Below are 7,889 nucleotides of genomic sequence, written 5' to 3' on the forward strand. Positions count from 1 at the left end.
CCGTTGCCTTATGGCGGTTTGCCAGCGAGAGTGACGGTCGGTAGTGGAGTCGATGGCGAGGAAGAGCGTGAGCCGGGTCTGAGGCGGGCGAAGCGGGCGCTGACGCGTTTGAGTCTGCGCGGGCAGTGCCGATGGCGTCTATGCTCGACGGGGTGGGAACGCAATTCGGTGACTGTTCGGTGAAGTGCTCGGCATTGCCAGCGGGGAGATAGCGGCCGGCCGAGGTTACGTCGGACGGCTTGTTGAGCCCTGCGGAATGAGATTTCGTCGGGGTCGATGGGCGGGGTCGCCTGGGCCGCGTGGTAGATCAGCGTCTGGGTGAGGTGGTGCACTATCAGCTGGGCCCAGATCTCTTGGCGGATGCCGTCCGGATAGTGGGAGCGTAAGACGGTGCCCGTGCCGCGCTGGTGTGTCTTCAGTTCGGCGTAGGCGACTTCGGCCTCCCAGCGTTGGTGATAAAGGACGGCCAGTTCGCTGGCTGGAGCCAGGGTGGGGTCGAGTAATGAGGTGACCAGTCGGTAGAGTTCCCGCCCTTCGCCGAGGTGGTATTCGATGACGCGGACGGTGACCTGGGCGGGTATGTCGCGGTTGGCTCGTCGGCGTTGTTTGGCTCGGTTCGAGCCGATGCGCACGGTGGCGAGGTAGCTGCCATCGGGCAGGTCACCGACGCGATGGCGGGCCACCTTGGGCCGGATGCGCCACAGGAGGTGGGCGCCAGTGCTGGTGAAGGCATGCCATAACTCGACACCCAGCATGTTGCGATCGGCTAGCACGAGGGTGTTCGGACCGGCGGCTGGCACGAGTTGGCTGGCGAGGGTTATCTCGTTGTCGTCACGTTCGCCGACCGCTGCGGCGATGATCGAGTGTGTCCCGATCTCGAATAAGACACCGAGCTCTACCTGCGGATATCCGTATTCCTCCAGGATGTTAGCGCCTTTGCGCAGGAAGGCCGCGGCGTTGGCTGGAGTGTCGGCGACGGCAAGCGCGGTGCCGTCGAACGCGGTGAGTCGAAGTCCTCGCCAGAATGCTGATGGGCATGCATCAAGGCTGGCCATCGGGCCGGTGACCTGGTCAAAGACTTCCCGCAGCACGGCTGGCCCCACGCGTCGCCGGGCACGACACAGCGAGGACTTGTTGGGGACGTGCCAAAGGCCGGTGTCTTCGGCGTCGGCGGGTACCAGCTCGCGCAGTACGTGCTCGTAGCCCAGATGCGGAAACAGGCAGCGTGCCATTTCGAAGTAGACCATCATCCGCGTCGAGAGCAGGCGACGTCTCTGCTCATACCGCCCGCGCTTGGCGATGGCCGCATCTATCAGCTCCGGCGGGCACCATCGCGTGAGAACGCTCAATCCCACCTCTGGACAGCCTTCTTCACTCATAGTGATGGAGTTACTCCACTATGCATGCAAAAGCAACGGCATTGACGCGCCGGGTCGAGACGCCGAGCAGGTAGCTGGTGGCCACGACGCTGATCAGCGCCTGCTCGGCTCGGCGGCGGCGTTCCAGCAGCCAATCCGGGAAGTAGGAGCCCGACCGCAGCTTCGGGATGGCCAGCTCGATCGAGCCCGCGCGGGTGTCCCACTCGCGGGTGCGGTAGCCGTTGCGCCGGTTGGTCCGCTCGTCGCTGCGCTCGCCGTAGCCTGCCCCGCACAGGCTGTCGGCCTCGGCCGACATCAATGCCTCGGCCATGGTCTTGACCATGGATCGCAACACGTCGGGGTCATCGGTCTGGATCTGCTTCGCCAGCCACTGCGCAGGCGTCACACTGTTGTCTGCGGCCATCGCCTTGATCTCCTTCGTTGTTCGCACTCGAAGGATCACGCGATGGCCGTCTCCATTTCACGGCCGCCACGCTTGTGACCAGGTCAAACTCGTACACCACTCCCGTGGACGCAACCTGCACGTGCGCGTCGGTGCGCAAGATGTTCGCCAGGACCATCGCGTCGGCGTGGTCGGACTTCTTGCCCGAGGCTGAGTGGCGTTCGCGATAGCGGGCGACGGCCATGGGGTTGATCGGGTAGATCTTCCGGCCGGCCGCACGAAGTGCGGCGACCAGGAGGCCACGAGGCGTTTCGATCGCAATGGGGATCGGGGTCTGTGGGCTGTCGCCGGCCTCGGCAAGCATGGGGAGTAATTCGTTGAAGCCGTCGACGGTCTCGCTGATGCGTCGTTTGGCGATCAGGGTGCCGTTTTCGTCGATGAGGGCGATGTCGCGGTGTTTCTCGGCCCAGTCGATACCGCAGGTGATCTTCAAGCTCTGCCTCCGGTGTTGGCGTTGTCGCTGGTCAATGCCCTGGCGGAACCACACGGCGCCCTAATGGAAAGGCTCTAGGCCTGACATCCGATGAGCCGTCCGTGATCCCAGCGACCATCGCGGCTCCCTGTCTTTGCTGAGGGCTCCACGCCCGGAGACAACCGAGGGCTCCTCCACGCTGGCGGGCTCGAACCACGGAATCGATCCAAGCGCACAATTGGTCTGCGACACAGGACCGGGCGCGGTTCCGGCGGCGACCCCCGCCTTGTCTTGAGGCCTCTTCGAGCCGGGGATACCAAAGGAACCCACCGTCTGAACCGAGCCCGTTTGGAACCCATTAGGGCTAACCAAAGCGCCGAGGGAGCGCTGATAACCCCGTACAAGGGCAAGAACAAGCCCGAATCCCAGAAACGGGCCAACCGCGCCCACGCCAGGCTTCGCGGCCCAGGCGAACGCGCGAACGCCCAGCTCAAAGGCTGGAAGATCCTCCGAAAGCTACGCTGCAGCCCTTCCAAGGCCGGCCACCTCTGCAAGGCCATGGCGGTCCTTCAGAGCCACCGTGTTGCCCACGCCGTCCAAGGATGAAAAACGCTCAACGGGATCCTCCACGAATGTCACGAGTCACATTTCAGCTCGTGGATCCAAACCCATTTGCTCGAGTGTTCCCGGGTAATGTTCGGCGAGCATCCCGAGGAGAGCCCCACGCGTAACAGGCCCGCAGAACTGCAGCGCCTTCAACAGGATCTCGCGACTCTCGAGGAACTGTTCATACACCTCGAAGTACAACGCGTTCCCCACGTATCCGTTCAAGTTCTCGGCGAGACCTTCAATGAACTCAAAACAGGCCTCCAGTGCTTCCCGGTCGACCGTTTCATCCCTCAGCCTGGGCAAGAGAATCGGACGCACGAACGCCATTGAGAGAAAATTGAACAGATCCGACTCCTTATCAGGCCATGCCTCAAAGTTCGATCTATTCGGCTCCGGAACCTCCCGGAGAATGTCAGCAGCGCGCGGCACCACCCTGAGATAGACCCGAACGATGTCCGCAAATTCGATCTTCTCCAACTAAATTCTCCACTCAAGTGTTGTCCATTAGGGCGATAGAGGATGATACAGGATGACCTCTCTAAATTGTCACTTCTACGACCGTATCACCTACGTCCTAGACGTATGTTGGGAGGCGTGGCGTGGTACCTGTATGAGCCAGCGACGCAGCCGCCGCGGTATGGATGGCCGGACACGCTCATACCATCCTAATGGGACGCGCCGACCGGGCCGTCGCGACAATCACGGCTCGGCCCGCACCTTTGCGAGAATTTCCTGGGGCGCCCGGGAGCGTCCACCGCACTTCAGCTACGATGGACGCCCCGGGCTACTATCTGTCTACGCGCAGGGCGAGGACGGGTCCATGGAAGGACATGTGCCAGGGAAGAATGGATCGGGCTGGCCATCCGTGGCGCCGAGGGGATCTATCATATCCTTGAAGAGCTCCCAAGAACCACGGTCGTAGCCATATTGTCGAATGTAGCCGGGGGCCTGTGCGGCGTTCAACAATCCACCGACGACACCAAATGCCTTGTATGCACCACGCAGTTTCATAGGCCCTCCGACCGGTCGCGGAGCCGCCTTGGGATGGACCTGCTGGAAAGACTGGCCTGTGATGCCCGACATGGCCATGGATTTCGTGACGGATGCCCGATTCGTCGTGATGGCTTTCAGACTCTCTACGTTGGACTGCACGTGAGCGGTTACTGCACCCGTCACGTCTTCTGCATTGAGCGCATTCCACAGGTCGGCGGCTTCTTTCATGGCGATCTTGAGATCGGATCCCGATAGGAGTCCGTTGCCACCGTCCAGGCGTGCTTTCCTGTCCCTCTCGAGAAGGCTCGCCAGGCCAGCCAACTTGTTGGACGCCTTTTCCACATGCCATTTGCCCACAGGCTTACCTGTGTTGTATTCATGGATCACTGCTGTGGCAGTCCGCCCGTCGCCAGTGACGTCGGAGTCGGCGACCATGTCTCGGGCGTAGAGATCCTTGACGATGTTGTCCAGCTCCTGGTTCTTCACGGCTGGGGCGTGTGCCCGGGGCTGGCTCATCCCCGGATTGAAGTTCTGCTTGCAGACCGAGCACCAGCCTCCTGACGTGTTCGTGCTCCCACCGCACACGTCACGGATTCCCTCCGCGCAGGGCAGGTGTCCGTCGATCTCGATGTTGTTGATGGGGTTGCCGCCGGTGAAGGCGTAGCGGTTGGCAGTCCAGGGGTCGAGTCCGAGAGACAGGTCCGCCAGGGCGCCGTTGTAGGAGTCGAGGTTGAGGAAGCGGTTGAGGCCGGGGTTGTAGTCGCGGAACCCCATGTCATACATGCCGGTGGAGTTGTCCCAGCGCTTGGCGTTGAAGCGGTAGGGGTTGTACTCGTCCTTGGCTGTCGGGTCGACGGGGTCGGGCTTGTCGACGCCGGTGAAGAGCTTGTCGTCGTTCTTGCCGTAGGCGGTGTAGCCGTAGGTGGCGCGGGTGTCACCCGTGTCCGAGGTGATCTGTTCGACGTCGGTGTGCGGGTTGTAGCCGTAGTACGAGGACTCCTCCGTGCTGTCGGCTTTAACCTTGACCTGGGATAGGCGCTCGCCCCACGGGCTGTACTTGAAGGACTTAACCAGCTTGCCGGCCACTTCCTCCTCCAGGACCTCGCCGGACAGCCCGAGGTAGGAGTAGGTGCTGGTCTTGGCGGAGGAGGTGCCTTCCTTCTCCGTTTTGGACGTCGTCCTGTCCAGCGGGTCGTAGGTGTAGGTGGTGACGGTATTAGTGGTGCCGTCAGCGCCGAGCTTTTCGTGTTTGGTGACGTGGTCGAAGCCGTCGTAGGTGTACGTCTCCCAGGTCTTGCCGCCGCCCTGGATGGTGCGCAGGCGACCGTAGGGGTCGTAGGTGAAGGTGCTGGTGGCCCCGCCGCTGACGGAGGTCATAAGGCGGTTGCGGTCGTAGGTGAAGGTGGTCTTCTTGCCGAGGACCTCCTCTTCCCACACGTTGCTGTTGGCGTCGTGGGAGTAGGTCTCGGTCTCGGCCGTGCCGCCGCCGGTCGGGGTCTTGACGGTCTTGGCGATGCGGTCGCGGGGGTCGTAGGTGTAGGCGTAGGTGTTGTCCAGGTAGGCGCCGGGGCTGTCGGCGTTCTGGATCTTGGCGTGGTCGCTGGATCGCTGCAGGTTTCCCTGGTAGCCGATGGTGTGCTCGGCGACGATCGCGGCGTTGGGCTTCTTCTCCACCGAGTGGCGCAGGACGCCGGACAGGAAGTAGTCGTAGGTGACGGTGTTGTTGTTGGCCTTGGTCTCGGTCTGGCGTTCGGCGCGCGGGGTGTAGGTGTAGGTAGTGGTCTTGGGGGACGGGTCGGTGGCCGTCTTCTTGTTGACCACCTGGTTGACGAGGTCGCGCACGTCGTAGTCGTAGGTGGCCACCGTCTTGTCGTGGGTGCGGACGGTGACGGCGCTGTTCTCGTTGTAGTCGTAGGTGGTGGTGTTCTTCAGGACGCCGTCGAGCTTTTCCTGGATCTTCTCGATCTGGTTGAGGTTGGTGTAGGCGATGTCCCACAGGCCGATCTTGGCCGTGGGTGAGTTGTCGTCGATTCGGGTCAGGTTGGCGTTGGCGTCGTAGGTGTAGGAGAAGTCCTTCTTCTCGCTGTCGGTCGCGCCGCCGGTGTCGCGGACGAGTTTGACGGCGTCGGCGATCAGGGTGCCGTTGGCGGCGTCGGTGAGGGTGATGCTGTGGGCGGTGCCGGCGGTGAAGGTGTAGGAGCCGAGTTCGACCCAGGTGCCGGCGTTCTTGGTCTGGTCGACGACCACGTCAGCGGTGCCGCCGTCGTGCTTGACGGTGTACTTGGCGTTGGTGGCGGTGGCGCCGGAGGGGTACTGGACGGCGACCTTGTAGGTGCCGGCGGTGGGAGTGGTCAGGTTCCAGGTGAAGCTGCTCTGGCCGGTGCCGGCCGGGGCGGTGGCGTAGTCGTAGCCGACGAACCCGGTCGAGGCCGCCACCTGCGGGCCCGCGATGTTGGAGGCCAGGGTGCCGCCCGAGGTCGGCGTCCAGGAGCCCGTGGCGACGACCTGGCCGGTGTCGGAGTTGTCCTCCAGCACGACGTCCAGGCCGAGCGGGACGCCGTTGTCGGAGTGGGTCTTGAGTTTGCCGTCGGGGTAGTAGTCCCAGTCCAGCGCGCGCTGGGAGGAGCCGCCTGCGGAGGTGACGGTGCGGTTGGTCTGCAGGCCCAGCTTGTTGTAGTCGTAGGTGGTCTTGATGTCCCACGGGTCGGTGGTGGTCTTGGACCAGCCGTTGTCCCAGTAGGTCATCGTTGTGATGTTGCGGATGGTCTGCCCGTGGGAGGGCGGGGCGGAGATCTCCTTCAGCCGGGAGACGTCGTCGTAGGCGTAGGTGACGCTGTCGGGCTTGTTGTAGACCGGGTCGTCCTTGTCGAAGGGGAAGATCTCCTCGACCGGCCTATTGAGCTTGTCGTACCTGGTCTCGGCGATGAAGTCGGTGTCGTCGTCGGTGGTCTCCACGCCGCGCGGGGTGATGGTCTTGATCTTGTTGCCGACGAAGTCGTAGACGAACCGGGTGGTGATGTACTTGATGTCGCCGCCGTTGTCGGCGTGCGGGACCTGGGTCTCCTTCACGGCGCCGCGCTTGTCGTACGTCGTGATCGTCTTGTTGTTCTCCTGGTCGGTCTGTCCGACCACCAGCCCGTCCAGGTCGTAGTCGACCGAGGTTACGAAGCCGGCCGCGTCCTTGGAGGTCTTGACCCGGTGGTTGAGGTCGTAGTCGTAGCTGGCGGTGTAGTCGGCCGTGTCGGCGGTGGCGTTCTTGCGCGGGTCGACGACCTTCTTGGTGTTGCCGACGTTGTCGTACTCGTAGGTGATCTTGTGCCGCTTGGCGTTGCGGACCTCGGTCAGCTGGTAGATCTCGTCGTAGACGTAGGTGGTGGTGAAGTCGGCCGCGGTCGCGCCGGACAGGTTGCCCTTCGGCTCGGTCTGGGTTTTGAGGTTGCCGGCCGGGTCCCAGGTGAAGGTGGCCTTGCGCTCCGGGCCGGTGTCGCTGTCCTTGGGCAGTAACGAGTCGGTGAGCTGGTCGGCCGCATCGTAGACGGCGGTGGCCACGGCGCCGTTGGGCGCGGTGGACTTGGTGACGTTGTCGTTGGGGTCGTAGATCGGGGCCGGGGTGGTGATGAACACCGCCGGAGAGGCGTCCTGGTCCTTGGGGACCTTGGATACCAGCGGGCGTTTGAAGATGTCGTAGGTCTGGGTCGTCTTTTGCCCAGCGCGTCGGTCACCGAAAGGACGTTGCCGCGCGCGTCATAGACGGTTGAGGTGGGCTTGTTGTAGGCGTCGGTGACCGTCTTGAGATTGCCATTTGCGTAATAGGTGAAGGCCCAGGTACGACCTTCCGGGCTGGTCTTCGTTGCCAGGTCCGCCACGTAGTCGTTGAGACCGCGGTAATAGTCCAGCACCATCGCTTTGGTGCCGTTCTTGTTGGCCTCGGCGTCGGTGATGGTCAGCGGGTAGCCGGTCTTAGAGCCTGCTGACAAGGGGATTTGGTGTTAGGGCTCGAGTCAGTAGAGCGCCGTGCTGTGGTCATGAGTGGGTAGTTGCCCCGTAAGCAGGA

At 63.0% G+C, this 7,889-nt stretch carries 3 protein-coding genes and 3 pseudogenes; 1 reads left to right on the forward strand and 5 read right to left on the reverse strand.

From position 1 onward, the window contains the following. Positions 1-8: 8 nt before the first annotated feature. The 3 genes and pseudogenes from ACWEJ6_RS47865 to ACWEJ6_RS47875 form a co-directional block, all read right to left on the reverse strand. Positions 9-1,379, reverse strand: a complete 1,371-nt coding sequence (locus ACWEJ6_RS47865; protein WP_452432035.1) for an IS4 family transposase — start codon at positions 1,377-1,379, stop codon at positions 9-11. A 43-nt stretch (positions 1,380-1,422) separates the two neighbouring features. Next, positions 1,423-1,782, reverse strand: a pseudogene (locus tag ACWEJ6_RS47870) (transposase); the annotation flags it as partial. A gap of 121 nt (positions 1,783-1,903) precedes the next feature. Next, positions 1,904-2,254 (reverse strand): annotated as a pseudogene (locus tag ACWEJ6_RS47875) (IS110 family transposase); the annotation flags it as partial. 366 nt (positions 2,255-2,620) lie between these two features. Between ACWEJ6_RS47875 and ACWEJ6_RS47880 the strand changes: the two are divergent. Continuing rightward, a pseudogene (locus tag ACWEJ6_RS47880) lies at positions 2,621-2,839 on the forward strand (transposase family protein); the annotation flags it as partial. Between the two features lie 36 nt (positions 2,840-2,875). Here the strand turns inward: ACWEJ6_RS47880 and ACWEJ6_RS47885 are convergent. Beyond that, the gene (locus ACWEJ6_RS47885; protein WP_452432037.1) at positions 2,876-3,319 is read right to left on the reverse strand and encodes a hypothetical protein; all 444 of its coding nucleotides are present in this window, start codon (positions 3,317-3,319) and stop codon (positions 2,876-2,878) included. Positions 3,320-3,637: 318 nt separating this feature from the next. Beyond that, entirely contained in the window at positions 3,638-7,459 is a 3,822-nt protein-coding gene (locus ACWEJ6_RS47890) for a golvesin C-terminal-like domain-containing protein (RefSeq protein WP_452432039.1), read from the reverse strand. Positions 7,460-7,889 lie beyond the last annotated feature (430 nt).

The sequence above is a fragment of the Nonomuraea sp. NPDC004702 genome (assembly GCF_053601695.1).